The following is a 26,015-nucleotide window of genomic DNA, read 5'->3' on the forward strand; positions in this document are numbered from 1 at the left end:
CTGGTGCGCCGAGGCATATCCGCATAAGATTTCACACACGATATGCGGACCTTGACCTGCGTATGGACGCGGTGAGGCGGGAAAGAGCGGAGCGGTGATGGTGGACACCACGGACGGCGAGGACATCGACGGCTACTTCTCGACGGCGCGGGTCGCCGGACGCAAGGGACGGATCGATCTGCCGGCCGACAGCTACGCGAGCTACCTGTACCCGCTGGATGACCCGAGACTGGTCGACGTGCGCGGGATGGACTATGAGGACTTCACGCGCGACCGGCAGTCCGCGCCGTTCCTGCACGAGCTGCTCGAATACTGGGACGGCCTGTACCGCGAGCCCTTCGTCGGTATCACCACGGACGGCGCGCCGCGCCCGGACGTGTATGCGCTCCCGGAGGGCGACCGGACCTCGGATGTCGGGCGCTCCGCGGTCGACGCGGCTGAACGGGTGCTGGCTCTGCTCTCGCCGGAGGAGCGCGGACGCTTCCAGTACCCGGTCGACGCGCCCGAGTGGCGCGGCTGGAGCAACCCCGAATTCGTCTTCAAGAGGATCGGACTTCGCCTGGAGGACCTCGAGGACGCGAAGGCCGAGGCGGTCCTCGCCCTCGTCGAGGCGTCGTTGAGTCCCGAGGGGTATCAGCGTGTGCGGGAGGCGATGGGCCTGAACGGCTTCCTCGGCTCTCTGGTCGGTCTGCCCGAGATCATGAACGAGCGGAGCTACTGGGCCGCCCTGTACGGTGCGCTCTCGCAGGAGGGGGCGTGGGGGTGGCAGCTGTTCGGGCATCACGTCGCGGTCCACTTCTTCGCCGTTGGCGGGCGCGAGGTCATCGCGCCGGTCTTCCTCGGCGCCGAGCCGGCGCTGTCCGACGGGGCGCGGCCGCCGCTGTTCGAGGAGCGAGAGCGGATCGCGCTGGAGCTCGCGGGCTCCTTGACTCCGGAGCAGCGGCGGCGCGCCATCGTGTACTCGTCGGTGCTCGACCCGTCGATGCCCGAGGGGCGGCTCCATCCGGCCGACGAGCGCCATGTCGCCGGCGCGTTCCGCGATAACCGCGTCATCCCCTACGAGGGCATCCCGGCGTCAGCTCTGGATCCGTCGCAGCGGAGCCTGCTGCGGGAGATCGTGGCCGATTTCCATCTTCTTCTCGTGAAGGAGCAGCGGGATCTGGTGCTCGCGGACTACGACGCGCACATCGACGAGACGTGGTTCTCCTGGTACGGCGCGACCGACGGGTCGCAGCCGTTCTACTTCCGCGTCCAGAGTCCCGTCATCATCGCCGAGCTGGATCATCATGCGGGCGTCTGGCTCAGCAACCGACTCCCCGCGCGATTCCACGTGCACACCACCCTGCGCCACCCCAATGGCAACGATTACGGGAGGGCCTACCTGGCGCAGTGGCGCGCCCGATCACACGACTGACTCGTCCGGACCCGGGACGATCGAGAACCCCGCATACCGAGGACCCTGAAAGAAAGAGACACGCATGACCGTCGTCGACATCAACATCCACCACCTGCCCGAGGATCTCTTCACGAACGAGAAGATCCTGAACGGCTTCCTCAACTCGGCTCCCCGCGGCTTCGGGGAGATCGCGACCGTCGGCACCGCCGACGACGGCAAGCCGCAGCTGATCCTGGAGAAGCCCAAGGGGTACCAGAACCTCAACTACGTCGACGGCGACTACTCGGCCGAGGCGAAGCTCGCGGCGATGGACGACGCCGGCGTCGACTACGGCATCATGCGCGTGCCCGTCTGGCAGGAGTGGCTCGACCTGGAGACCTGCAAGGCCGTCAACGACAACGCCGCCGAGATCGTGAAGCGCTCGAACGGCCGGCTGTTCTCGACCGCGTGCGTGCCTCCGTGGGGTGGCAAGGAGAACATCTACGAGCTCGAGCGCTGCATCGACGAGCTCGGTGTCGTGGGTGTGCAGCTCGCGTGCCACTACGGGCAGCTGTATCTCGACGACGAGGTGTTCAAGCCGTACCTCAGGGTGCTCAACGACAAGGGCCTGCCCGTGATCGTGCACCACACGCCGCTGCCGGTCGAGTGGAAGTCGGTCATCGACTACACGAACCTGCGCCGCGAGTACGGCCGCATCATCGACCAGGGCGTCGCCGTGGGCCGCGAGCTGTTCAGCGGCATGTTCGACGAGCTCCCCGACCTGCGCTTCATCCACACGATGTTCGGCGGCAACTGGTTCGCGAACACGGCGCTGCTCACGCCGCACGCGTCGAACAAGAAGGAGTCGCTCAGCCGCCTGGATCCGACCGGCGGCGACAAGATCAAGGGATACCTCGAGAACAACATCTTCTTCGACATGACGCACCCGCACTCGTGGGGCAAGCATCAGGTCGAGGCGGCGGTGAAGATCAACGGCGCCGACCACTACCTGTTCGGGTCCTCGTTCCCTGTCTTCCGCGGATGGATGAGCCAGGGCGTCGACTTCATCCAGAACGACCTCGACGTCTCCGCCGAGGACCGCGAGCTGCTGCTCTCCGGCAACGCCAAGCGCCTGTTCAACCTGCCGATCTGACACGAGCCATCCAGACAGAAGCGGGGCCGGCGCAGGATGCGCCGGCCCCGCTTTCGTCTGGATTCGGGCCTACACCGCCGGGACGACGCCGGCCTCCTGGGCGCGCGCGAAGGCTGCACGAGCGGCACGTCGCAGTTCGCGGCCCTCGGGGTGGGCCGCGGGAGTCGCCCCGAGAAGCTTGCGCGTGTACGGGTGCCCGGGGTGATCGAACAGCTCGGCGGCGGGGGCGAGCTCCACGATCCGGCCCAGGCGCATGACCGCGACCCGGTCGGAGATGTGCTTGACCACCTCGAGGTTGTGGCCGATGAAGAGATAGCTCACACCGGTCTCCGCCTGCAGGTCTGCCAGCAGGTTGATGATCTGACCCTGCGTCGACAGGTCGAGCGCGCTGAGAGCCTCATCGCACACCACGAGCCGCGGCGACAAGGAGAGCGCCCGGGCGATCGCGACGCGCTGCTGCTGACCCCCGGACAACTCTGTCGGGTACCGGTCGAGATGCCCGGGAAGCAACCCCACGTGCTCGAACAGTTGGCGGGCCCGTCGTTCGCGCTCTGCGCGGTCGCCGACGCCGTGGCGCTTGAGCGTCTCTGTCACGGCCGTCGAGACCGGCTGGCGCGGGTTCAGCGACATCGACGGATCCTGGAACACGGCCTGCACGTCCCGGCGGTACGAGAGGGGAGTGCGTCGCCCGAACGCGGTCACATCGCGTCCCGCGAACTCGATGGTGCCGGATATCGGCTTCAGCAGCCGCAGGATGGCGCGGCCGGTGGTCGACTTGCCCGACCCGGACTCTCCCACCAGGCCGAACGTCTCGCCGGGGTAGATGTCGAATGTGACGTCGCGCACCACGGGGGCCTTGCGCTTGCCGAGGATCCTGCCGGTGTCGTACGAGATTGACAGGTCACGCACCTTCAGCAGCGGTTCAGCGTGCGGGCGTGGGGCGTCGTGCGGGGTCATTTCACTGCAGCTTCCTCGTCGATGGTCACGATGTGCTCGTCCGAGACGGCGGCGTTTGCCTCGCGCGGACGGCGTTCCCGGGCGGCCAGCAGTCGTACGGTGTACGGATCCTGGGGAGCATCGAACAATGACGCCGCGTCGCGGGTCACCTCGACGATCTCGCCCTTGTACATGATCGCGGCACGGTCGCACGCCTCGGCCACGACCCCCAGGTCGTGCGTGATCAGCAGGATCGCCATGCCGAACTCATCGCGCAGGTCCAGCAGCAGGTCGAGCACCTGCGCCTGAGTCGTAACGTCGAGGGCGCTCGTCGCCTCGTCCGCGATGACCAGCTGCGGGTTGGCGGCCAGGGCGATCGCTATGGCGACGCGCTGAGCCATGCCTCCGGAGAACTGGTGGGGATAGTCTCCGAGGCGGTCCGCGGCGTTCTTGACCCCGACGCGGTCGAGAAGCTCAGCAGCGCGCTTCCTCGCCTCCGCCCGGCTGAGCTTGAAGTGCGCACGTAGCGGCTCCGAGAGCTGCTTGCCGATGGTGTGCACGGGCGAGAGCGCGGCCATCGGATCCTGGAACACCGCGGCGAGTTGGCTGCCACGCAGCACCCGCAGCTTCTTCTCCGGGCTCTCGGCGATGTCCTGCCCGTCGAGGAGGATGGCGCCCGACGCGACGGTGAGGCCTGGCGGGAGCAGGCCTAGCACAGCGCGGGCGAGGGTCGACTTGCCGGACCCGGATTCGCCGAGCAGCCCGACGATCTCGCCGCGCCGCACCGTGAGACTGGCGTCCTTCACCAGCGGGAGCGGGTCCTCGTGCTGGCGCTGGAACTCGACCGTGACATCCCGGATCTCGAGGATGTTGTCGGGGTCGGCGGGGGCGGCGGACAGGGCGGCGGCCGATCGCTGCGCCCGGTCGGCCTGGGTCAGCTTCACCTTGGTGCGCTTGTCGCCCTGCAGGGCTTCGCTGATGCCGTCGCCGAGCAGGTTGAACGACAGCACCGTGAGGATGATCACGAGTCCCGGAGGGAAGGCCAGGAACGGCTGGAGAGCCTGCTTCGCGGCGGCGATGCCGAGCAGGCCGCCCCAGGAGGGGACGGAGGACTCCAGGCCGATGCCGAGGAAGCTCAGCGCCGACTCGATGACGATCGCGGTGCCGGTGAGGATCGCCCCTTGCACGATGAGCGGACCGGCGAGATTGGGCAGGATCTGGCGGAACAGGATCGCCACCTCCCGCAGGCCGCTGACCTTGGCCGCCTCGATGTAAGGCTTCTGGCCCTCGGCGAGCGTGATCGCCCTGGCCATGCGGGCGAAGTTCATGCAGAAGATGAGCCCGATCGCGAGCATGATCGAGGTCAGTCCGCGACCGAGGATCGCGATGATCGCGAACGCGACCAGCATGCCGGGGAGTGCGTCGATGATGTCGACGAAGCGGGTGCCGAGGCGGTCCCACCAGCCGCCGCGGTAGCCGAGCAGGAGTCCGAGGGGCACGCCGATGAGCATGGCGACGACGACGGAGCCGAAGCCGACGGCCAGCGCGATCCGCGCGCCGTAGATGATCCGGCTGAGGACGTCACGGCCGTTTTCGTCCGTGCCCAGCCAGTGTTCCGCGGTGGGGCCCGTGAGCACGGCGTCGGGGCGGAAGTCGTTCTGCAGGGGGTCGTAGGGGGCGATCACGTCGGCGAAGATGGCGCCGAGCACGACGAGGAGCAGCCAGCTCACGGCGATGAGCGTGAGGGGTTGCCGGCGGATCCTCCGGACGAGGAGTCGCCATCCCGTGGGGGCTCCGGCTCCCTTCGTCTTGCGCGACTCGATGCTGCGGACGGCGACGGTGCTGGGCTGGTGGGTCATTGCGGTCGGGCCTTCGGGTTGATGATCCCGTAGCCGATGTCGACCACGAGATTGACGACGATGACGAGCACGCAGATCACCATGACGGCGCCCTGCACGACGGGGAAGTCCTTCCCGATGACGCTGGCTAGCAGCATGGTCCCGAGCCCGGGGAACGCAAACACGCGCTCCATGACGAGGCTTGTGCCGAAGAGGATGCCCACGGCCAGTCCCGCGGCGGCGAGCACGGGGACCATGGCGTTCTTGAGGGCGTAGACCCAGATGATGCGCCACCGCGGCGTGCCGGCGGCGACGAGCGTGTCGGCATACTTCGACGACAGCGCGTCGGCCACCGCGGTCCTGGTCTGCCGGGCGATCAGCGCCGAGGCGCCTGCGCCCAGCGCGAGCGAGGGCAGGATCAGTCCCTGCAACCAGCGCCCCACGTCGTCCCCTGGCGGAGTCCACGCCACGACAGGTGCGATGCGCAGCTGGATGACGAATACCAGGACCAGGATGAGGCCGATCCAGAACTCCGGCATGGACTGCAGCAGCGAGGAGAAAGTCGTGACGACACGGTCGACGGGACGGCGCGCGTAGACGCCCGCGAGCACGCCGAGTCCGATGCCGAGGACGATGGCCACCACGAGGCCGCCTACGACGAGGGACAGTGTCGCGGGGAGCCGCGCCGCGATCAGCTCGCCCACTGGTCGCCCGGTGGCGAGCGAGTCGCCGAGGTCTCCGTGCACGGCGCCCGCCACCCACTGGCCGAACCGGACGAAGAACGGCTGGTCGAGCCCGAGCTGCTGCTCGACGCGTGCGATCTCCTCCGGGGTGGCGGCGGCGTCGCCGAGGACCATCGCCGCCGCGCTGCCGGGGATCAGGTACACCAGCAGGAAGACCAGCAGCGACACGATGAGCAGCTGCGGCACCGCGAGGGCGAGGCGGGAGCCGATCAGTTTCAACATCTCTCGGCTCCCCGCCTCGTCGCTCGCGGTGTCATCGTGGCCCTCCCGGGTGGTGGTTCGGTGTGCGGATGGATTCCGGCCTGGGGCCGGCGGTCAGGACGCGGGCGCGATGGTCCGGTAGTCGATCAGGTTCTGCTCCCAGCCCTGCGTCGCCGGCTCCACGTTCGCGACCGTGGTGGTGTTGTAGGCGATCAGCTCGAAGCCGACCATGTGGCTGCACGTGAGCGCCTCATCGGCGATCTGTTTCGTCACCGCCGCCCACGCCTCTTCGCCGCCGCCCTGCTGCGCGGCCGTGGCGAGCTCCTTCAACTCGTCGCTCGCGACCTTGGCGGGGTTGCCGCCGGCGGTCTCGCTGAACCACGCGCCGTACCAATCGGCCGGCGTGATCTGCGCGTGGTTGCCGAGGCCGAGCGGGTACTGCCCGCTGTTCCACGTCGAGATGAACTGCGGGGGAGCGAGCTCCTGGACGGTGATGTTCACGCCGGGCAGCTCGTTCATCTGCTCGGCCATGACCTCGATCTGCCCCTTGTTGAAAGGCGCAGCGGGGAAGACCGCCTCGATCGTCGGGTTGCCCGCCTCGTCCCAGAGCTCGAGGGCCTTGTCCAGGTCGGCGTCGGCGCCGTAGCCCGTGATGTCCGGGTTGTGTCCGGGTTCGCCTTCCACGAAGTGCTGGCTCTGCGGCTCGCCGCCCCGGAGGTCGGCCTCGACCTGCGGACCCATCGCGTAGCAGAGCGCCTGCCTCACGGTCGGGTCCTCGAAGACACCGCCCTCACCACGGTCGAAGAAGACGACGTTGTTGCGGATCGCGTTGTACTCGAAGTACTCGACCGAGGGATCGGCCTCGAGGCGGGGCAGCTCCTCGTCCTCAGTGTCGGTCACGTCGATCTCGCCGCCGATGACGGCGGCGCTGGCGGCCGTGTCGTCCGGGATCGCGTAGAGCTGGATATTCGCGAACGGGGGGAACTCGCCCCAGTAGTCGTCGAACTTCGTGAATCCGATCCGCGTGCCGGGAACCGAGCTCGCCTCGTCGTACGCCCACGGCCCGGTCCCGACAGGGACTGTCTCGATCGAGCCGTCCTCGATCGCTGCGGGGCTGCCGATCGGCAGATTGCGCTGGCTCAGCAGGTCGAGGAACGTCGACCAGGGACGGGCGAACTGGAAGGTCACCGTGTAGTCGTCGTCCACGACGACGTCGGTCACGGCACCGAGCGGGCCGCCGAATTGACCGCCGACGACGTCGCGGACGTACTCGAGGTTCGTCTTGACGGCTTCCGCGTCGAACGGCGTGCCGTCGTGGAAGAGGACATCGTCGCGCAGCTGAAGGGTGAGCGAGGTCGCGCCCTCGCCGAACTCCCACTCCGTGGCGAGGTTCGGCAGGATCGTGCCGTCCGCTTCGCGGAGCACGAGCGTCTCGTAGGGGACGCGCATGTAGCCGGGTTCCATCGACTGCGAACCCGGGGCCCACGTCTCCGGGAAGATTCCCCAGTTGACGCGGAGAGTGGCGTTAGGGTCCGTCGCGGCCGCGGTGTCATCGGATGCCGAGCCGCCGCTGCACCCCGTCAAGGCCAGGACGAGAGCCACGACGGGGATCGCAGCCTTCCATACCCGCCGTGCTGTTCCTGTGTTTCTTGCTGTGCTTCCCACTTCGGACGCCTCCTTGCGTCGGGTGACATGGCCTCAGAGGCCCGCGCTCCGCTGCGCGGGACGTATCACGTGCGAAATCATATGTGGGAAAGGGGGAAACGCAACACCCCGCCTGCAAGCCGCGCGGTGCGTGTCGCGCTGAGAGGCCCCGCGAACAGCGAGAACGGGCGCATCGCGGTGATGTCGGCGAACCGAGGACCGGCGCGGGAGTTGCCGCAGATCGCGCGTGATCCTTCCCGCATTTTCGATCGCTCACTCGATTTTCGTGGCACTATTCCGTCATGGTCAACCTCGTGGCGAAGAAGCCGCATGAACACCCGAACACCGCCCCGGCGCGCCCGCGCGGCTCCTATGCGAGATCCGAGCGGACCCGGCACGCGATCGTCGAAGCCGCGTTCGACGTCTTCGCCGAGCGCGGCTACCGCTCCGGCTCGATGCGGGAGATCGCGGCGCGGGCAGGTGTCGGGGAGGCGAGCATCTTCCACCATTTCCCCGCGAAGCAGGACCTGCACCTGGCCGTGCTGCGTCATCGTGACGAGCTCTCCCGCACCCGCTTCGCCCTCGATCGGCGCGATGCCGGGGAGACCCTGGCGACGCTCGTCAACCTGGCGGCGTACAACGCGACCGTTCCCGCGATCGTGCGGCTGTACCTCGGGACCGCGCTGGACGGCGTCCTGCAGGAGGGGCATTCACGCGCGTACTTCGCCGGTCGCAGCCGCGATGTGGTCGAGAGACTGGTCGGCACGTTCGAGATGCTCGAACGGGAAGGGCGGCTCAACCCCGGCGTCGAGCCGCGTCGCGCGGCGCGGCGGGGCCTGGCCCTCTGGGACGGGCTGCAGCTGCAGTGGCTGTACGACCCCGAGTCCGTAGACGTCGCCGGCGAGCTGCGCGCGTATTTCAACGGTCTGCTGAGGAAGCCGCTGTGACCGCGGTGGCGACGGGCCTGCGGGCCGAGCTGCGCGATGACGCGCCCTGGGTCGCGACCCCTGCGCCGCGGCTGTCCTGGCGCGTCGACGCGGACGAGTCGGGCTGGCTGCAGGCGGGAGCGGAGGTCGAGTGCGAGGGCGAGCACGTGCGCGTCGAGGGACGCGACAGCGTGCTCGTGCCGTGGCCCTTCCGACCGCTGCGGGCCGGCGAGGTGCGCACGGTCCGGGTCCGTGTGACCTCCGAGAGCGGGGTGGAGACGGAATGGAGCAGGCCGCTCACCGTCGCGGCGGGATTCGCGGACACCTGGTCCGCCCTTCCGATCGGGCTCGCGGACCCGTCCGCGCCCGCCCGTCCTGCTCTGATGCGCACGGCGTTCCGTCTCGATCGACCGGTGCGTCGGGCGCTGCTGTACAGCAGCGCTCTCGGGGTCGCCGACTGGGCCGTGAACGGCCTCCCCGCCGACGACGGCGTGCTGAGCCCGGGGTGGACGAGCTACCAGCTGCGCCTCGTCCACGAGACGGCTGACGTCACGGCGCTGCTGCGCGAGGGCGAGAACGTGCTCGCCGCGCACCTCGCCGGGGGTTGGTACACCGAGGAGTACCACCTGCTCACGCGGCCGAAGCGGTTCTACGGCGACCAGCCGCGCCTTCTCGGCCAGCTCCGCATCGACTTCGTCGACGGCACGCACACCGTGATCGCGACGGGCGAGGGCTGGCAGGCCGTGCCTGACCCCGTCACGACGTCGAGCGGGATCTATCACGGCGAGAGCGTCGACGCGCGGGGGGCCCTGCAGGGCTGGGACGCGCCGGGCTTCGACGCCACCGCCTGGACGGACGCGGTCGTGACCGACGACGATCCGCCGGTGCCCGAGGCCCGCATGGCCCCGCCGGTGCGGCGCACGGCGACGATGCCCGTGAAGGAGGTGCTCCGATCGTCCTCGGGGGCGCCGGTCCTGGACTTCGGGCAGAACCTCGTGGGGCGTCTGCGCATCCGTGTGGAGGGGGAGCGGGGCACGCGGATCGTGCTGCGCCATGCGGAGGTCCTGGCCGACGGCGAGCTCGCCCTCCGGCCGCTGCGCCTGGCGAAGGCGACCGACGAGTACGTGCTGGCCGGCGCGGGTGAGCCGGAGGAATGGGAGCCGCGCTTCACGTTCCATGGCTTCCGCTATGCGCAACTCGACGGATGGCCCGGAGAGTTCGACCCGGCGGATGTCGAGGCGGTCGTTCTGGGGACCGACATGCGCCGTTCGGGCTGGTTCTCCTCCTCGGATTCACGCCTGGATCGCCTGCACGAGAACGTCGTCTGGACGATGCGCGGCAACTACCTCGCGGTGCCGCAGGACTGCCCTCAGCGCGACGAGCGCTTCGGCTGGACGGGGGACAATCAGCTCTTCGCACCGACCGCGGCGTTCCTCTACGACTGCGAGGCGTTCTTCCTGTCCTGGCTGCGGGATCTCGTGCTGGAGCAGCGCCGAGCCGGCGGGGTCGTGCCTCTCTTCGCCCCCGACGTCCTGCCGGACATCGCGGATCGCAACCCGGTCGCCGCATGGGGCGACGCGATCGCGATCATCCCGCGCGTCCTCGCCGACAGCGCGGGAGACCGGGCCCTGCTGAGCGAGTTCTACCCCGCGATGCGCGACTACCTCGAGCTCATGCTCGCCGCCCGCGACCCCGACGGGCTGTGGACCACCGGGCGGCAGCTGGGCGACTGGCTCGATCCGAACGCACCGCCGAACGCGCCGGCCCGCGCACGGACCGACACGGAGATCGTCGCCTCCGCGTATCTCGTGCACACCGCGCGACTGGTCGAGCGCATAGCGCGGGACCTGGGCGAGGACGCCGACGCCGCACGCTTCGCGACCGCGGCGGAGGCGACGCGACGTGCCTATCTCGACGCGTTCGTCACCCCGCGAGGTCGCATCATGTGCGACACCCAGACGGCGTACGCGCTCACCCTCGCGTTCGATCTCGTGGACGACCCGCTCCTGCGCCAGCGCGTGGCTGACCGGCTCGCCGACGTGGTGCGCCGCGACGGCTACCACATCGCGACGGGACTGGTGGGAACCCCGATCATCCTGCGCGCGCTGTCCGAGAACGGGCACGCGGACGCCGCGGAACGGCTCCTGTTCCAGACCGAAGCGCCGTCCTGGCTGTTCCCCGTCACAGTTGGAGCGACAACCGTGTGGGAGCGCTGGGACGGACTGCGCGAAGACGGGTCGCTCAACCCTGGAGCGATGATCTCCTTCAACCACGTCGTGTTCGGCTCCGTGGCGCAGTGGCTGCACGAGACCGTCGCCGGGCTGTCACCCGCCGAGCCCGGATACCGTCGCCTGCGCATCGCGCCACTGCCGCTGCGCCGCGTGGATCACGCGCGCGCCGAACACGACACGCCCTACGGGCGGGCCGCCGCCGGATGGAATCGCGAGGGCGGCGTCCTCCGTGTCCGCGCGACCGTCCCGGCGAACACGACGGCGGAGGTCCGGCTGCCGGACGGCCGCACGTTCGACGTCACCGCCGGCGAACACGAGTGGGTAGTTCCGGATCTCTTGCTGCTTCCCCGCGAGGCGGTGACATTGGACTCATCGATGGCGGCCCTCGCCGACGACGAGAACGCCTATGCCGCCTTCTTCTCGAAGCTGCGCGAGAACCCAAACAGGTTCCTTGCGAAGTCGGTCCAGGCCAACGCGCTCTTCACGCCGGGGCGTCGCATCCGGGACGCGCTGATCTTCGCCGACCGTGACACGCTCGACGCTGTCGCGACCGCGCTCGACGACGCCTCGACTTGACTCTTCGGGTGGCGTCTGGGCGTAGTGCTCAGGCGCCGCCCGCGGCGGCGGCCTCTCGGTGGAGCTGGGCGTCGTGTTCGGTGACGGCGAGCAGAGTGTTGACCTCGTGCCGGCGCGCGGAAGTCTCGATCATCTCCGCGTCTGCGTGGCCCTCGATCAGGTCGAGGATCGCGTCGTGCTCAGCGAGGGACGCGAGCGCGCGCCCTGGGGCATACCAGAACGCGGATCGGCGGATCAGCTCGAGCCGCGCCCACTCGGTCTTTACGAGGTCGTGCAGCCGCTCGTCGTCGCAGCGCGAGCACAGCAGCTCGTGGAAGCGGCGGTTCAGCGTGCCGAAGCGCACGGTGTCGAAGTCGCCCAGCGCCTCCCGCATCTGCCTGTTGAGAGCGCGCGCCTCCGTGATGTCGTCCTCCGTGAGGTTCTCGGCGGACAGCGACGTCGCCAGCCCCTCCAAGCGCGCGAGCAGCCGCATCGTGCGCTGCCAGGCATCGGTGTCGAACGTCTTCACGAGGGCCCCGACGTTCGGGACGATCTCGACCCAGCCCTCGGCCTCCAGGCGTCGCAGGGACTCCCGCCACGGCACCGACGTGATCCCGAACTCCCGGGTGAGCTGGTCGATCACGAGCCGATGGCCCGGCGCATACGTGCCCTCCATGATTCGCTGCTTGAGGATCTCGTACGCCTGCTGTGCTCTGCTGACGGCCACGACGCTGTCCCTCCCTGCTCGTCCGAGCATCCCGGGCCGCGGCCTCCGGCTTCGCCGCCGGGGCTCCGCGCGGCCCTGCTGACAAATCTAGCCGGATTTCGCGTCGGATCCGCGAAGCATCGGGCGCGACCCGATCGCGGTTGGGGCCCGGTGGGCTCGAGCGGACAACCGCTGGCGACAATTGCTACCGAATCACATGCGATTTCGCGCGCAATCCCTGGACGTGGACGGCGTGCTCGTACTACCGTCACCAGCGGTCGACTCAGGGGAGAACATGACCACCGCGCACGCCGGGGTCGGGCACCGCGACACGTATGAGACGATCCGCCGCGATCCCGAAGCCCCGCTCATCGCGCAGCGACCGCCGCTGTTCAGCCCCGCCGCCGCGGCGCAGGACGCCGGCGCCTCGACATCGACGGTCGTCCGCTTCGGGGCGATGTTCCTACCGCTCGAGTACACGAGGTGGCAGGAGGAGGTCACCGCTCACCTCGAGACCTGCTACCTCGGCGACTGGTCGCCGCTCAGCAAGCACGCACCGCCGGCCCCGGTGCGGCGGAGTTCCTCAGTCGGGGTCGGCGCGTGCAACTGGGACACGAGTTCACCGGGCTCGACGCGCTCGCCGCGGAGGCCGAGGCCGGTGATGCGTTCGCACGCTCGTCCGCCTCGATGGGACACCGATACGTGGTGGCCGCTCACCGCGCGCTGTTCGAGCCCGGTCCGCTTGTCGATGTGGGCCCCCAGGCATGCGGCAGATGGCTGTTAAGGCCACGGTCCGGGCGCCGCCGTTCAAGCCGGACCGGCGCCGCGCCCACGTGGCGGCAGGGGCCGGCGACTCATGGTCCGTCCGCCCCGCTGATCCGGCGCAGCAGACGGGCCAGCGCGGGATCCGCGGCGGCCCCCTGTCGGGTCAGCACCAGGGCACTCAGCGGGGCTGGCGCCGGGTACAGTCGGCGCACCACGAGCTCGAACCGGGTAAGGCTTTCGAAGTCAGGATCCGGAAGGATCCCCCAGGCCAGGCCGGCCTCGATGAGCGGCACACTCGTCTGGATCGTCTCAGTGATGCGCATGGTGGCCGGCGCGATGTCGTGCGTGCGGAAGGCCTGCTCGATCGCCTCGGGGAGGCTGGGAACCGCCGTGGTACGTTGCGGCAGCACCACGGTCCGGCCATCGAACGCCCGCAGCGGGAGCGGATCGGGGGCGTCGCGGCAAGAGGGTGGCAGCGCGGCGACGAGCGGGATCTCACCCCAGTCGACGATCTCGAAGGCGTCGTGGTGCCGCCGAACGAAGTCCTCGGCATCGGCGACGTTGATCGCCGCGAGGTCGGCCTTGCGGTCCTGCAGCAGATCGATCGCGGTCCACGGCGGCGGGTCGATCAGTCGGATCTCGACGTCGGGCGCGTCGGCTGCATGCTCGCTTAGCAGGCGGGGGATTCGGCGCCACATCAGCACCGGCACGGCGGCCAGCGTGAGCGAGCCGGACGTCCCGGAACCGAAGCGCCGGAACGCTGCGGCGACGTCGTCGAGGTCGCCCAGGATCCGGGACGACGTGGTCAGCAGGTACCGGCCAGCGCTGGTGGGCTCGATTCCGCGAGGCGTGCGCACGAGCAACGGCACGCCGAGCTCGGTCTCGAGCCTCTGGATGGCCGCGCTTAGCGACGGCTGGGAGAGGTGCAAGCGTGTAGCGGCCGCTGTCAGAGAGCCTGCCTCGACGGCGGCTGCGAAGTAGCGAAGCTGCCGAAGTTCCACGATTGGATCCTATCGCGACCGATTCGCCATAGACAGGATCTATGGCAGTTCGCGCGAACTCGGTAGTTCCCCCGGGCGCGGAACGGGCGGAAGCTGAGGGCGGACAACCTCGATCGAAAGGCGCCGCCGATGCTTCCGACCACCAACCCCGCCCCGCCATTCGCCATCACGCGCGCGAGCCACGTGGCGCTCGCTGTCACCGATCTCGAGCGCAGCCGCGACTTCTATCGGGACACAATCGGCCTGGTCGTCACGGAGGAGAACGACGACGCGATCTACCTGCGCGGACTCGAGGAGTCCGCGCACCACAGCCTCGTGCTCGAGCGCGCGGCCGAAGCGAAGGCCCTCCGCATCGGCCTGCGCGTGCGCAGCGACGAGGACATCCTCAAGGCGGAGCGCTACTTCGCCGCGGCCGGCATCGAGCACCAGCGCGTCGAGAAGGACCATCAGGGATCTACCTTGCAGTTCCGCGACGCGGTCGGCACGCACCTGGAGCTCACGGCCTCCATGGAGCAGGTCCCGCGCAAGATGCAGCAGTTCGACGAGTTCGTCGCCGGAGCGCCGCAGCGCCTCGACCACTTCCAGGCCGTCACCTATGACGTGCAGGCCGCCACGGACTTCTGGGCGGGCCTCGGCATGCGCATGTCTGAGTACACGGCGAAGGACGGCACCGACGAGCTCTGGGGCACATGGCTGGAGGTCAAAGGCAACACCCACGACCTGGTGTTCACGAACGGCCGCGGACCGCGCCTGCACCACTTCGCCTACACGGTGCCGGACGGGCTCGCGCTGCTGCACGCCGCCGATGTCGCCGGAGCGCGGGGCTTCGGTCAGGAGATCGACCGCGGCCCCGGGCGCCACGGGATCAGCAACGCGCTGTTCCTCTACCTGCGCGATCCGGACCAGCATCGCATCGAGCTGTTCACCACGCACTACCAGTTCATCGACCTCGAGGAGCAGCCGATCCGGTGGGACGTCAGCGACCCGCGCCGTGCGCAGCTCTGGGGCATGCCGGCGTCGAACCGCTGGTTCTTCGAGGCGAGCGAGTTCCCGGGCGAGCCGCTGAACGAGCCGCTGCTGAAGGCGAACCCGCAGACGCTCGAGGCCTACCTGGGTGTGCACTGACGTGACCGCACACGAGACCACCGGCAACGGGGCCGCCGGCTACGAGCCCGTGCGGCTGGATCCGCACGTTCGCGCGTTGTTGGAGAAGGCGCCCGTCGCGGGCATGTCGGCGCAGCTGCGCAAGCGAGGCTTCGACCAGGCGGTGCTGGACGGGTTGCGCCCCATGCATCCGGCAGCCAAGCTCGTCGGCGTCGCCAGGACGCTGCGCCTGGTGCCGTTCCGCAAGGATCTGTTCGAGCGCCACGGCGGTGGCTACAACGCCCAGAAGCGGCTGTTCGACGCGGTGTCCCACGACGAGGTGATCGTCATCGAGGCGCGCGGCGAGGTCTCCGCCGCGACCTTCGGCGACATCCTCGCCATCCGCGCCCGGAGTGGCGGGGCGGCGGGCATCGTGACAGATGGAAGCGTCCGTGACTACGCCGCCGTGGCCGAGGTCGGCATACCGGTGTTCTCCGCCGGTGCGCACCCCGCGGTGATCGGTCGCCGTCACGTGCCCTGGGAGCACGACGTCACCGTCGGTTGCGCGGGCGCCGCCGTGCAGCCAGGCGACATCATCGTCGGCGATCGCGACGGCGTCATCGTGATTCCGCCCGAGCTCGCCGAGGAGGTGGCGACCGCGACGATCGCCCAGGAGGAGGAAGACGAGTGGATCGCGCTTCGTGTTGCCGAGGGGGAACGGCTCGAAGGGCTCTTCCCCATGAACACCGCGTGGCGCAGTCGGTACGAGGAGCGGTGAGGGCGATGCGCGAGCAGGACACACTGGATCGGATGCTCCAGCCCGGGGACCGTCCATGGGCGCGCTGACTCAGGATCAGATCACCCGGATCGCCGGCGAGCTCGCGGAGGCGGATCGCGCGCACGGCGTGATCCCCCGCATCACGGCGCGCTTCCCGGAGGCGACGATCGAGGACGCGTACGCGATCCAGGGCATCTGGCGCGACTCCCAGGTGGCCACCGGGCGCCGACTCGTGGGCCGCAAGATCGGCCTGACGTCCAAGGCGATGCAGCAGGCGACGGGGATCACCGAGCCGGACTACGGCGTGATGTTCGACGACACCGTGTACGAGTCGGGGGCGGTCATCCCGGCGGCGCACTTCTCCAACATCCGGGTCGAGGTCGAGCTCGCGTTCGTGCTGAAGGAGCCGCTGGAGGGGCCGGCGTGCTCGCTGTTCGACGTGCTGCGGGCGACGGAGTACGTCACGCCCGCGCTCGAGGTGCTCAACTCGCACATCGAGATGGAGGGCCGCACCATCGTGGACACGATCAGCGACAACGCGGCGTACGGCGGCATGGTGCTGGGCGGCCGACCCATGCGGCCCGACGACCTCGACCTGCGCTGGGTCGGCGCGATGCTCTACCGCAACGAGACGATCGAGGAGACGGGCGTCTCGGGCGGCGTGCTCGGCCACCCGGGCAACGGCGTGGCGTGGCTCGCCAACAAGATGCACCAGCACGGCGACCGGCTCGAGTCGGGCGAGATCATCCTGTCTGGCTCGTTCACGCGCCCGGTGTGGGCCGAGGCGGGCGACAGCATCCTGGCCGACTATGGACAGATGGGGACCATCGCATGCCGCTTCCAGTGAGACGTCTTTCCTCGACGCTGCGAGGGCGCCTGTCCGAGGCGGATCGCGCGCTGTACGGCGGATGGGTCTGCTCGGGATCCCCCGTCATGGCGGAGATCATGGCGGGCGCGGGGCTCGACTGGCTCATGATCGACATGGAGCACGGACCCGTCGGGCTGAGCGAGACGCAGGTGATGCTGCAGGCCGCCGCCGCCTACCCCGTCACGACGGTCGTGCGCGTGCCGGCGAACGACGCCGTGTGGATCAAGCAGGTGCTCGACCTGGGCGCCCAGACGATCATGGTGCCCATGGTGTCGACCGCCGCCGAGGGCGAGGCCGCGGTGGCGCACGCGTCGTACCCTCCCCGCGGGCACCGCGGTGTCGGCAACGCGCTCGCGCGATCCGGTCGCTGGAATCGCGTGGACGACTACCTCGCGAACGCCGCGCAGCACACGTCGGTGATCGTGCAGATCGAGACCGCGGAGGGCGTCGAGAACGCATCGGCCATCGCGGCAGTCGACGGCGTCGACGGCGTCTTCGTGGGGCCGAGCGACCTCGCCGCCTCCATGGGGCTGATCGGGCAGCAGACGCATCCGGATGTCGTCGCCGCCGTCGAGCGCACGATCACCGCGGTGACGTCGGCGGGCACGCCCGCGGGGGTCAACGCGTTCGTCGAGTCCGCCGCGCGCGGCTACGTCGACGCCGGCGCGCGCTTCGTGCTGGTAGGCGCGGACGTCGCGCTCGCCGCCCGCGGCGCCGAGGCGCTCGCGAAGACCTACATCTCATCCGATCCCACTCATCGTGGGTCGTACTGAAAGGCTTGTGATGAACGAAGACGAGAAGGCGCTGCTGGCCGAGGTCGAGACCCGCCTGTTCATCGGCGGCGAGTGGGTGGACTCGTCGTCAGGCAAGACCTTCGAGGTGCGCGACCCCGCGACGAACGAGGTCATCGCGAACGTCGCCGACGGCACGGCGGAGGACGGCATCCGGGCGCTCGACGCGGCCGTGGCCGTGCAGGACGAGTGGGCGAACACCCCGCCGCGCGTGCGCAGCGACATCCTGCGCCGCGCGTTCGACCTGGTGCGCGAGCGGGCCGACGACGTCGCCCTGCTGATGACGATCGAGATGGGCAAGCCGCTGGCCGAGGCCAAGGGCGAGGTGACGTACGGCAACGAGTTCAACCGCTGGTTCAGCGAGGAGGCCGTGCGCATCTCCGGGCGCTACGGCACCAATCCCGAGGGCAGCGGTCGCATCATCGTGTCCCAGCGGCCCGTCGGCCCGTCGTTCTTCATCACGCCGTGGAACTTCCCCTTCGCGATGGCCACGCGCAAGATCGCCCCGGCGCTCGCCGCGGGCTGCACGGTCGTCATCAAGCCCCCGCAGCTGACGCCGCTCACGACGCTCTTCTTCGCGCAGCTGCTCGTGGAGGCCGGCCTGCCCAAGGGCGTCGTCAACGTCATCACATCGGCGTCGTCGAGCCGCGTCTCGGCGCCGATCATCTCCGACCCGCGCCTGCGGAAGCTGTCCTTCACGGGATCGACCGAGGTCGGTCGCAAGCTCATCGCACAGGCCGCCGAGGGCGTGCTGCGCGTGTCGATGGAGCTCGGCGGCAACGCCCCGTTCGTCGTCTTCGAGGACGCCGACCTCGACAAGGCCGTCACCGGCGCGATGCAGGCGAAGTTCCGCAACATCGGCCAGGCCTGCACGGCGGCGAACCGTTTCATCGTGCACGAGTCGGTCGCCGAGGAGTTCGCGAACCGGATCACCGAGCGCGTAAAGGCGATGAAGATCGGGCGCGGCACGGAGGAGGGCGTGGAGATCGGGCCCCTCATCGACGCCGACGCGGTCGACAAAGCCGTGGAGCTGGTGACCGACGCCACCGAGCGTGGCGCGACCGTGGTGGCCGGCGGGGAGAAGCTCGACGGGCCGGGGACGTTCTATCAGCCGACCGTCGTCACGGGCGTGCAGCCGGGCAGCGCGATCCTGCGCGAGGAGATCTTCGGGCCGGTGCTGGCGATCGCCACGTTCTCGACGGAGGACGAGGCCGTGACGATGGCGAACGACACGGAGTACGGCCTCGTCTCCTACGTCTTCACCGAGGACCTGCAGCGCGGTCACCGCATGATCGAGCGCCTGGAGACCGGCATGATGGGCCTCAACGCAGGCGTCGTCTCGAACGCGGCCGCTCCCTTCGGCGGCGTCAAGCAGTCGGGTGTCGGTCGCGAGGGCGGCTTCGAGGGCATCCACGAGTACCTCTCCACGAAGTACACATTCCTGCCCAACGCATGAAGGAGACGGCGCTGACTGGGGAGCCCGACGGAGCCCGCGCGGGGAAGACCAGAGGGGAGCCGCAGCCGGACCACGTCGTCGCGACGCCCGGCCACGACTCGCCATTCCGCTTCGAGCGGCAGAGGAACGAGCTGCGGTTCCGCGTCCTGCGCCTCGCTTTGCGCACATGGATCACCCCGCAATACGTCCGCCTCCGGCTCGAGGGCATGGACTTGGCGGGGTTCGACTCGCGCGGCGCGGACGATCACATCCGGCTGTTCTTCCCATCGACCGAGATCGGCCCCTCGGAGGTCGACGGGTTCCGGAACTCGCCGTCCCGGGACATCACTCCGCTGTCATGGGACGCGGAGGAGGGATGGCTGGACGTGGAGCTGACGATCCACCCAGGTGCCGGTGTCGCGTCGCCCTGGGCAGCCGACGCGCCCATCGGATCCCTGGTCGGCCAGGGCGGCCCCCGCGGCTCGAAGGTCATGATCGGACGGCCCGAGGCATGGTTCCTTGCCGGCGACGAGACCGCCGTGCCTGCCATCCGAAGGTTCCTCGCCGACGCGGGGGCCGACGCGACCGGGATGGTCCTGGTCGAGACGGAGGACGCCCAGCACGAGATCCCGCTCGCGGCACCGAAGGGAGTGACGGTCGAATACGTCCACAGAGACGGCGTCGCGGCGGGCCTCGCGCTCTCCGCGCGACTCGATCGGATCACGGCGGCCGAGCGGCTGGCGGGCACCGTGATCGGCTTCGTGGCCGCCGAGTCGTCAGTCGTCGGACCCGCCCGCGCGCTGCTGCTCGACCGCTGGGCGCTTCGCGCGGAGGCCGTGACCGCGCGCGGATACTGGAAGCGCGGGGTCGCGCGCTACGACGAGGCGCACTGACCCGAACGGTGCGCTCTTCCGTCCGGCGGGAACGGGGTGATCGGGAGATTGAACATCCTTGGCGTTCTTTCAGAGCACGAGCTCGCGGTCCTCGTCCGAGACCTCGATCGTGTTCTTCAGGAAGTCGACGCCCTGGCTCATCCAACTGCGGAAGATGGGCAAAGAGGAGCCGAAGGTGTAGTGGTCGGCGCCCGAGATCTGGAGGGCGGCCTGGAGCTGCTTCCTTGCCCCACGAGCGCGCGTGACTGCCAGGCGTGATCACGAACCAGGGTCCGAACGAGGAGGACTTCCAGCGGACGAGTCGCTCCCCTACCTCCCCTCGGGTGCGCCGCGGGTGAATCGGGCGATCTTCCACTGGATCGCCGAGGCTCTTTCGCGGTGATGGTCTTCGATGAGCCCTCCACGTCGGCGCCCTGGGGATGGCAGCTGTTCGGCCACCACATCTGCGTCAACTTCGCCGCAGTCGGCGGCGCGAAGTGGTGTCTCCGGTCTTCATCGGCGGCGAGCCGGCGCTCACCGACTCCCGCCCCCCGCTGTTCGCGGAGCGCGAGCGCCTCGCGTTCGAGCTCGCGTCGTCGCTCACGCCCGACCAACGCGAGAAGGGGGTCGTCTACGAGTCCGTCCTCGATCCCCGCATGCCGGAGGGGCGGCTTCGCCCCGCCGACGAGCGCCATCTTGCCGGCGCGTTCCACGACAACTGGGTGATCCCCTATGAGGGGATCCGCGCGAGCGACCTGGACGAGCGCCAGACGGAGATCCTCCGTGCCATCGTCGAGGACTTCCACCTGCTGCAGCGCGCCCCGCAGCGCGCGCTCACCATGGCCGAGTTCGATGAGCATCTGGATGAGACCCGGTTCGCCTGGTACGGCGCAACCGACGGCACCCAGCCGGTCTACTTCCGCATCCAGTCGCCGGTGATCGTCGCTGAACTCGACAACCACGCGGGCGTCTGGCTCGCGAACAAGCTTCCGGCGCGGTTCCACGTGCACACCTGCCTGAGGCTGCCGAACGGCAACGACTGCGGCAAGGCGCCTACCTCTCGCAGTGGCGGGAACGCGAGGAGGGCTGATGATGCGGGCGGGAGTCGATCGATCTGCCGGGCTTCAGCCACCGCAACCCGATCCCGGCGGCGAGCCGCAAGGGACCGTTCGTGTTCTCGGGCGGCTTCACGGGCAGGGACGCCATGACGGGCGAGCTGCCCGCGGGGCTCGACGCGCAGCTCGCGCAGATCTTCGGGCATGTCCGCGCGCTGATGGATCAGGTGGGTGCTTCGACCGACGACATCATGCGCATGACCGTCTATCTCGCCGACTTCCGCGACCGGGAGGCGCTCAACCGCGAATGGCTCGCGATGTTCCCGGATCGTGCGTCACGTCCAGCCCGTCACGTGGTCAAGGCGGATCTCGACGGCGGTCTGCTCGCGCAGGCCGACGTCATCGCGGTTGTCGGACAGTAGAACGGCTCAGAGCGCGGGCCACATCGCCACCGCGGGGACCTCAGCGCCGTCCAGCGCGTCGCTCACCGCCTGGAGGCGCGCGATCGCCTTGTCCACCACCGGGCCGCCGAGCAGTCGCTCGAATTCGTCGTGCAGGACGGCGAGGCGGCGGCGACCCTCGAGGGCGCCCGTGTGACCCGCCTCGGTGACCTCGTACCAGATGACCCGCCCGTGGAAGGGGTGGGGCACGCGAGTGACCCATCCTCGCGACTCCAGCGCGGCCAGGGCGGCGGCCGCGGACTGCGGCGTGATCTTGAACCGGCGAGCGAGATCTGAGCCGGAGAGGTGCCCGAGCTCATCGAGGTGCACGGCGATGCCGAGTTGCGTGATCGTGACACCCATGTCGTCGATCGCCTCCGCCAGCCGCCGTTGCACAGCCTGGTTCGCACGGAAGAGCGCATAGGGGAGGCCGTCGGTCCATCCAGGCACTGCCGTCATCCCGCCATTGTGGCCCACGAAAAAGTTAAAAGCCAACTGAAAAGGTTTCAGTCAGTTGATATTCGCTGGCTGCTTCGCTAGCCTGCTCGTGACGGTGCCGCCGCGGCGCCGGAGCCCGGCGACCGGCGCGCGTCGGCTCCTGCCTCGGCGCAGAGCGCCGCGCTCGAATCGGCTGGAACGCCGAGGATCCGACGAGGTCGGGACGCGCCACCCCATCCCGGGGCCGGCCCTCGCTGCCCGCTCCGGAGAACGCCTGACTCGAAGGAGAGGACATGACGCTCGTCGATACCCGTGACACTTCGGCAGAGAGCCGAACGGGAGAGCTGCAGACGCAGGGAGTGATGCTCGTACAGGGCCAGGACGGCCCGGGGCTGGTTGCCGCGATCTCGGCCGTGCTGTCGTCCCACGGCGCGAACATCGTCTCGCTCGATCAGTACAGCGACGATCCGCAGGGTGGTCACTTCTTCCAGCGCACGGTCTTCCACCTGCCCGACTTCGTCGCCGTGCGCCCCGCGCTGGAGCAGGCGCTCGACGCCGAGCTGGGCGAGCGGCGGGGACTGACCTGGCGCCTCTCCGACACGACGCCCAAACGCGTCGCGATCCTCGCCTCGACCTCCGACCACTGCGTGCTCGACCTGCTGTGGCGTCAGCGCCGCGGCGATATCCCGATGACCGTGCCGATGGTCATCTCCAACCACACGACGGTGGCCGAGGATGTGCGCACGTTCGGCATCCCCTTCTTCCACGTCCCGTCGAGCGGTCCCGACAAGTCGGAGGCCGAGGCCCGGATCGTGGAGCTGCTGCGCGGCAACGTCGACCTCGTCGTGCTGGCGCGGTACATGCAGATCCTGTCGGGCGACTTCCTCGAGAAGGTCGGGGTGCCGGTGATCAACATCCACCACTCGTTCCTGCCGGCGTTCATCGGCGCGGGTCCCTACCGCAAGGCCAAGGAGCGCGGCGTGAAGCTCATCGGGGCGACCGCGCACTATGTGACCGAGGACCTGGACGAGGGCCCGATCATCGAGCAGGACGTCGTGCGTGTCACCCACGTCGACACGGCCGAGGAGCTGCAGCGACGCGGCGCCGACGTCGAGCGCGCCGTGCTCTCCCGCGCCGTGACCTGGCACTGCCAGGACCGCGTGATGCGCAACGGCCGCGAGACCGTCGTCTTCTGAATCCGCCCACACATCAAAGGAGTCGACGATGACACTGCTTCAGGACCACTCGCTCGAGATGACCGGAAAGGACGTCCCGGAGCTCGAGGAGGCCGTCCCCCTGATCCCGGCCGGCACGCGGGTGAACGTGACCTTCCTCAGCAGCGAGGATCTTCCCACGCGTCTCACCGCCGCCGCAGCCGTGAAGGCGTCGGGACTCGTGCCGGTGCCGCACATCGCCGCCCGCCGACTGACGAGCGAGGGCGACCTGCGCCGCTTCCTCGAGGCGCTGCGCGACGCGGGCGTGAGCGAGCACATCTTCGTCATCGGCGGCGATCCGGCGGAGCCGATGGGCCCCTATACCTCGGCGCTGGACGTCATCCGCTCGGGCCTGCTGCCCGGCTACGGCGTGCGACACGTGAGCGTCGCCGGATACCCCGAGGGACACCCGGACATCTCGGACGGCGACCTCTGGAGCGCACTGCGGGACAAGACCGCAGCGCTGGCGCAGCAGGGCCTCGGCGGCAGCATCATCACCCAGTTCGGGTTCGACGACGACCCGATCGTCAGCTGGATCGAGCGAGTGCGCGGCCTCGGGATCGACCTGCCCATCCGGATCGGCGTGCCCGGCCCCGCCGGCATCAAGCGCCTGCTCGGGTTCGCGCGGCGCTTCGGCATCGCCTCCAGCGCGGGCATCGTGAAGAAGTACGGACTCTCGCTCACGAACCTCGTCGGCACCGCCGGACCGGATCGCCTCATCGGCGCTCTCGAGAGACGGATCGACCCCGCGCGGCACGGCGACGTGCTGCTGCACTTCTACACCTTCGGCGGCGTGGCGGCCACCGCTCGGTGGATCCGCCAGTTCGATACGGTCGGCGCGCCCGGCGCGCGCTGACCCAGACACCCCGCCCATCCAGGGCCACTCGACGACGAGAGGAACACATCATGACCGGACCCGACCTCCAGAGCGCGATCGACCGCGCGGGATCTCCCATCCAGTTGCTGTGGCAGCCCGGCGTGGCACCGTGGACGGTGCCCGTCGTGCAGCCGGAGTTCGACGGCTGGGCGGCCGAGCAGACCGCCTGGCGCACGACCGTGGCGCTGTTCGACCTGTCCTTCCACATGTTCGACACCTTCTTCGAGGGGCCGGACGTGACGCGCCTGCTCAGCGAGGTCAGCGCGAACAACTACAACAGCTTCGCCATCGGCCAGGCCAAGCAGTTCGTCCCCGTCGCCTACGACGGCAACATCATCGTCGACGGCATCCTGCTGCGCACGGGTGAGGAGTCGTACACGCTCACCGGCGTGCCGGCCGCGCAGAGCTGGGTGAAGTACCACGCGCAGGCCGGCGGCTACGACGTCGAGTTCTCGACCGACCCCGACTCCTCGGTGCGCACGGACGCCGATCCGCGACTGTTCCGCTTCCAGGTGCAGGGCCCGCTCGCCATGGAGGTCATCGAGCGTCTCCTCGACGGTCCGGCCCCGGCGGTGAAGTTCTTCCACTCCACGACCGTGCAGATCGCGGGCCGCCCGGTGCGCGCCCTCCGCCACGGCATGGCGGGCCAGGCCGGCTTCGAGTTCATCGGCGACTTCGCCGACTACGCCGCGGTCAAGGAGGCGATCCTGGCGGCCGGTGCGCCGTCCGGCCTGGTTCAGGTGGGTGGCAAGGCGTACTTCACGAACGGCGTGGAGAGCGGCTGGATCCCCACGCCGACGCCCGCCATCTATACCGACGAGCGCCTGGCCGACTACCGCCGCTCGCTCAGTGTGTTCTCGTACGAGGGCAAGAAGCCCCTGAATGGGAGCTTCTACTCGGATCGCATCGAGGACTACTACGTCACGCCGTGGGAGCTCGGCTACGGCCGCTCGATCTCGTTCGACCACGAGTTCATCGGCAAGGAGGCGCTGCTCGCCGCGCGGGATGACGTGCGCCGCACCCGCGTCACCCTGGAATTCGACCGCGACGACGTCCGGACCGTGCTCGGCGAGGACCTCGACTACCTCAACAGCTACGGCCGCTACCGCATCGAGGGCGCCGACGGCCTGGCGGGAATGACCTTCTGGACGTCGAACATCGCCCCCGTCGGCACCGTCCTGTCGCTGGCCCTGGTGGACAACGCGCAGGCCGAGCCGGGCACCCAGGTCGAGGTCGTCTGGGGTGAGCACCCCGGACACGGCACCGCGCCGGACGCCGACCTCGGCTTCCCGCGCATTCGCGCCACGGTGCAGACCTCGCCGTACAACGAGTTCGCTCGCACCGCGTACCGCGCAAACTCGGAAGGCTGATCGCCGACTCCCAGGCAACGTCCAGCGCGCGCATCGATACGGTCGAACGAGTACGGCGCGTACAACCGTCTGAAACAGCGCCCATGCCCGATCCGGGGATGGGCGCTGTTCTCGTTTCCGCCCACACCGCGAGAGAGAAGCCATGAGCGATCACCACAAGTTCCACACCCACCTGCCCCGTTCCGGCCGCGAATCCCTGCTGTTCATGCTGGTCATCTCGTTCGTCTCCGTGAACGTCATCCCCGTCGTCATCTCCGGACTGACCGTCGGATTCTCGCTCGACACCTGGCTCGGGGTGCTGCGCGTGCTGCCCGTGCTCTGGGTCGTCGTGATCGCCGTCGTGCTGCTCACGCTGAAGCCGGCGCGATGGCTGGTCGGGAAGATCCTTCAGCCGGGCGACGGCTTCGGCGCTCACATGCTCGCGAACACGCTGTGCAGCGTGGCGCTGATGTCGGTGGTCCTGACCGTCGTGGGAACCTGGGTCGGGACGTGGAGCCTCACGGTCGATCCGATCGTCCGCTTCTTCGAGGTGTGGCCGCGTAACTTCGCCGTCGCGTTCGTCGTCGAGGCGGTGCTCGCGCAGCCGGTGGCCCGGCTCGTGATGCACCGCTATCACCGGCGTGTGGATACCCACGGACGTCGCAGTAGCCGATGTGCACGCGGATGGCGACGAAGCCCAGCTCTTCTGCGGCGATGGGGCCCAGGACGGTGTTGACGCGC

The 26,015-nt window shown here is 69.3% G+C and carries 21 protein-coding genes and 2 pseudogenes; 16 read left to right on the forward strand and 7 right to left on the reverse strand.

What is annotated here, in order from left to right; all coding sequences use genetic code 11:
• Positions 1-97 precede the first annotated feature (97 nt).
• Positions 98-1,414: a DUF3500 domain-containing protein gene (locus ACOKGD_RS02350; RefSeq protein ID WP_342337048.1), complete on the forward strand. Its 1,317-nt coding sequence runs from the start codon at positions 98-100 to the stop codon at positions 1,412-1,414.
• A 64-nt stretch (positions 1,415-1,478) separates the two neighbouring features.
• Positions 1,479-2,528, forward strand: a complete 1,050-nt coding sequence (locus ACOKGD_RS02355; protein WP_342337047.1) for an amidohydrolase family protein — start codon at positions 1,479-1,481, stop codon at positions 2,526-2,528.
• A gap of 69 nt (positions 2,529-2,597) precedes the next feature.
• On the opposite strand, the gene ACOKGD_RS02360 is transcribed toward ACOKGD_RS02355, so the two are convergent.
• The 4 genes from ACOKGD_RS02360 to ACOKGD_RS02375 form a co-directional block, all read right to left on the reverse strand.
• The gene (locus ACOKGD_RS02360) at positions 2,598-3,485 is read right to left on the reverse strand and encodes an ATP-binding cassette domain-containing protein (protein ID WP_421355077.1); all 888 of its coding nucleotides are present in this window, start codon (positions 3,483-3,485) and stop codon (positions 2,598-2,600) included.
• On the reverse strand, positions 3,482-5,323 hold the full coding sequence (locus ACOKGD_RS02365) for a dipeptide/oligopeptide/nickel ABC transporter permease/ATP-binding protein (RefSeq protein ID WP_342337045.1): 1,842 nt from the start codon (positions 5,321-5,323) through the stop codon (positions 3,482-3,484). The genes ACOKGD_RS02360 and ACOKGD_RS02365 overlap by 4 nt, the downstream gene beginning before the upstream one ends.
• Positions 5,320-6,267 (reverse strand): ABC transporter permease, encoded by a 948-nt coding sequence (locus tag ACOKGD_RS02370; protein WP_342337044.1) that lies wholly within the window; start codon positions 6,265-6,267, stop codon positions 5,320-5,322. The genes ACOKGD_RS02365 and ACOKGD_RS02370 overlap by 4 nt, the downstream gene beginning before the upstream one ends.
• A gap of 93 nt (positions 6,268-6,360) precedes the next feature.
• A complete protein-coding gene (locus ACOKGD_RS02375) occupies positions 6,361-7,848 on the reverse strand; it encodes an ABC transporter substrate-binding protein (RefSeq protein ID WP_342337043.1) in 1,488 nt (495 codons plus the stop codon).
• 344 nt (positions 7,849-8,192) lie between these two features.
• On the opposite strand from ACOKGD_RS02375, the gene ACOKGD_RS02380 reads away from it, so the two are divergent.
• Both ACOKGD_RS02380 and ACOKGD_RS02385 read left to right on the forward strand, forming a co-directional pair.
• Positions 8,193-8,837: a TetR/AcrR family transcriptional regulator gene (locus ACOKGD_RS02380; RefSeq protein ID WP_342337042.1), complete on the forward strand. Its 645-nt coding sequence runs from the start codon at positions 8,193-8,195 to the stop codon at positions 8,835-8,837.
• Positions 8,834-11,623, forward strand: a complete 2,790-nt coding sequence (locus ACOKGD_RS02385) for a family 78 glycoside hydrolase catalytic domain (RefSeq protein ID WP_342337040.1) — start codon at positions 8,834-8,836, stop codon at positions 11,621-11,623. The genes ACOKGD_RS02380 and ACOKGD_RS02385 overlap by 4 nt, the downstream gene beginning before the upstream one ends.
• A 28-nt stretch (positions 11,624-11,651) precedes the next feature.
• Here the strand turns inward: ACOKGD_RS02385 and ACOKGD_RS02390 are convergent, their stop codons facing one another.
• On the reverse strand, positions 11,652-12,329 hold the full coding sequence (locus tag ACOKGD_RS02390; RefSeq protein WP_342337038.1) for a GntR family transcriptional regulator: 678 nt from the start codon (positions 12,327-12,329) through the stop codon (positions 11,652-11,654).
• Positions 12,330-13,162: 833 nt separating this feature from the next.
• The gene (locus tag ACOKGD_RS02395) at positions 13,163-14,074 is read right to left on the reverse strand and encodes a LysR family transcriptional regulator (RefSeq protein WP_342337036.1); all 912 of its coding nucleotides are present in this window, start codon (positions 14,072-14,074) and stop codon (positions 13,163-13,165) included.
• A 129-nt stretch (positions 14,075-14,203) separates the two neighbouring features.
• Here ACOKGD_RS02395 and hpaD point away from each other — a divergent pair, with 129 nt between their 5' ends.
• The 8 genes and pseudogenes from hpaD to ACOKGD_RS02435 all read left to right on the forward strand — a co-directional run bounded on the left by hpaD (position 14,204) and on the right by ACOKGD_RS02435 (position 21,378).
• A complete protein-coding gene (gene hpaD / locus ACOKGD_RS02400) occupies positions 14,204-15,199 on the forward strand; it encodes a 3,4-dihydroxyphenylacetate 2,3-dioxygenase (protein ID WP_342337034.1) in 996 nt (331 codons plus the stop codon).
• 55 nt (positions 15,200-15,254) lie between these two features.
• Positions 15,255-15,935 (forward strand): annotated as a pseudogene (locus tag ACOKGD_RS02405) (hypothetical protein); the annotation flags it as partial.
• A gap of 55 nt (positions 15,936-15,990) precedes the next feature.
• A complete protein-coding gene (gene hpaH / locus ACOKGD_RS02410; protein WP_342337033.1) occupies positions 15,991-16,782 on the forward strand; it encodes a 2-oxo-hept-4-ene-1,7-dioate hydratase in 792 nt (263 codons plus the stop codon).
• Positions 16,767-17,576: an HpcH/HpaI aldolase family protein gene (locus ACOKGD_RS02415; RefSeq protein WP_342337031.1), complete on the forward strand. Its 810-nt coding sequence runs from the start codon at positions 16,767-16,769 to the stop codon at positions 17,574-17,576. The genes hpaH and ACOKGD_RS02415 overlap by 16 nt, the downstream gene beginning before the upstream one ends.
• 10 nt (positions 17,577-17,586) lie before the next feature.
• Positions 17,587-19,050 carry an NAD-dependent succinate-semialdehyde dehydrogenase gene (locus ACOKGD_RS02420; RefSeq protein WP_342337029.1) on the forward strand — a complete coding sequence of 488 codons (1,464 nt, stop codon included), beginning with the start codon at positions 17,587-17,589 and terminating at the stop codon, positions 19,048-19,050.
• The gene (locus ACOKGD_RS02425) at positions 19,047-19,922 is read left to right on the forward strand and encodes a siderophore-interacting protein (RefSeq protein ID WP_342337027.1); all 876 of its coding nucleotides are present in this window, start codon (positions 19,047-19,049) and stop codon (positions 19,920-19,922) included. Before ACOKGD_RS02420 ends, ACOKGD_RS02425 begins: the two co-directional genes overlap by 4 nt.
• 381 nt (positions 19,923-20,303) lie before the next feature.
• A pseudogene (locus tag ACOKGD_RS02430) lies at positions 20,304-21,109 on the forward strand (DUF3500 domain-containing protein).
• Positions 21,106-21,378 (forward strand): RidA family protein, encoded by a 273-nt coding sequence (locus tag ACOKGD_RS02435; RefSeq protein ID WP_342337024.1) that lies wholly within the window; start codon positions 21,106-21,108, stop codon positions 21,376-21,378. The pseudogene ACOKGD_RS02430 and the gene ACOKGD_RS02435 overlap by 4 nt, the downstream one beginning before the upstream one ends.
• Before the next feature lie 6 nt (positions 21,379-21,384).
• Here ACOKGD_RS02435 and ACOKGD_RS02440 read toward each other — a convergent pair whose 3' ends face one another.
• Positions 21,385-21,855, reverse strand: coding sequence for a MarR family winged helix-turn-helix transcriptional regulator (locus ACOKGD_RS02440; RefSeq protein WP_342337023.1), 471 nt, complete (start codon positions 21,853-21,855; stop codon positions 21,385-21,387).
• A gap of 341 nt (positions 21,856-22,196) precedes the next feature.
• Between ACOKGD_RS02440 and purU the strand changes: the two genes are divergently transcribed.
• The 4 genes from purU (at position 22,197) to ACOKGD_RS02460 (ending at position 26,010) form a co-directional block, all read left to right on the forward strand.
• Entirely contained in the window at positions 22,197-23,030 is an 834-nt protein-coding gene (gene purU, locus ACOKGD_RS02445; RefSeq protein ID WP_342337172.1) for a formyltetrahydrofolate deformylase, read from the forward strand.
• A 28-nt stretch (positions 23,031-23,058) separates the two neighbouring features.
• Positions 23,059-23,904, forward strand: a complete 846-nt coding sequence (locus ACOKGD_RS02450; RefSeq protein ID WP_342337021.1) for a methylenetetrahydrofolate reductase — start codon at positions 23,059-23,061, stop codon at positions 23,902-23,904.
• A 50-nt stretch (positions 23,905-23,954) separates the two neighbouring features.
• Entirely contained in the window at positions 23,955-25,295 is a 1,341-nt protein-coding gene (locus ACOKGD_RS02455; protein WP_342337020.1) for an aminomethyl transferase family protein, read from the forward strand.
• Between the two features lie 142 nt (positions 25,296-25,437).
• A complete protein-coding gene (locus ACOKGD_RS02460) occupies positions 25,438-26,010 on the forward strand; it encodes a hypothetical protein (RefSeq protein ID WP_342337018.1) in 573 nt (190 codons plus the stop codon).
• The last annotated feature ends 5 nt before the right edge of the window (positions 26,011-26,015 follow it).

Source organism: Microbacterium phosphatis (genome assembly GCF_049177115.1).
Taxonomy (GTDB): Bacteria; Actinomycetota; Actinomycetes; order Actinomycetales; family Microbacteriaceae; genus Microbacterium; species Microbacterium phosphatis.